Origin of the sequence: Rhodococcus sp. BS-15, from assembly GCF_000813105.1 — a bacterium.
In the GTDB taxonomy this organism is placed as follows: Bacteria; Actinomycetota; Actinomycetes; order Mycobacteriales; family Mycobacteriaceae; genus Rhodococcoides.
The window spans coordinates 1-947 of sequence record NZ_BAOX01000580.1 but is presented as its reverse complement, the minus strand read 5'-3'; the positions used below and the strand labels follow the sequence as shown (position 1 = coordinate 947).

General features: G+C 66.6%; 1 protein-coding gene. It reads left to right on the top strand.

Going from position 1 to position 947, the window contains the following annotated elements:
• Positions 1 to 131: 131 nt before the first annotated feature.
• Positions 132 to 947 (top strand): hypothetical protein (locus RHBS_RS28075; RefSeq protein WP_128646943.1); only part of this gene is annotated, 816 nt, incomplete at its 3' end.

Below are 947 nucleotides of genomic sequence, written 5' to 3'. Positions count from 1 at the left end.
TTGCAGCCCTGGGCCGGGCGGGCCGAATGCGTCGCGGACATCGCCCGCGGCGTCGCGCAGAACTACGAGATCGCCGACGACGAACTCGCCCGCCGCCTCGCCGCGATGGACCAGCCGAAGTGACCCCCACCGTGCCGCACGTCGATGGCTGGGAGCCGGAGTCGATGCGCAAGACGATGATCGAACTGTCGGAGATCGTCGAACGCGTCAACGGCCAGCGCACCGGAGTGCTGGAGGAGCAAGACACATTGGCCGAGACGTGGACCGGTGAAGCAGCCGACGCCGCAGCCGAACGCGTGGTGACCGAATGCTCCCGGATGAGCTCCGTGTGCGGTGAGATCGATTCACTCGGTAGGGCATTCGAGACCGCAGCAGGAATGGTCGACGCCGCGAAGGCGCACCTGCAGGCGCAGGTGTCGGCGGCGACGACGAGCGGGTTCGCCATTCGGGCCGACGGTGTGGTGGATCCCGACGGGATGATCGCGCTGATACCGGACGGCCTGGGCGAGGAGAAGGTACGACAGGCCGACGAACTACGTTCTGCTGCAGCGCAGTTGACCGACGACATTCAGGGTGCTCTGAAGCAGGCAGACAAGGCCGCACTCGACGCTGCTCAGCAGTTGGCCGAGCCCACGAAGTTGTTGACCGAGCTCGCGCTCACCAGCCCGACCGGGACGTTCGTCGAGAACCCGGACGGATCGTTCTCGTGGATGCCGGACTGGCCGACGACCATAGCGGCGACGGTGATCGGGGGCATGAGCGACGCGACGAAGAGGGCGCTCGAACTTCCAGGTGTGAGTTCCGTGGACGACGTGGCCAAGAACATCGGTCGGGGGTTGGGGGCGTTCGGTGCGGTGGCGGGAACTGTTCCCTCGATTGCGCACGATATCGACGAGGGGGTGAGCCCCACCGAGGCGATTGCGGTCAACACGGCGAGTACCGCCGCC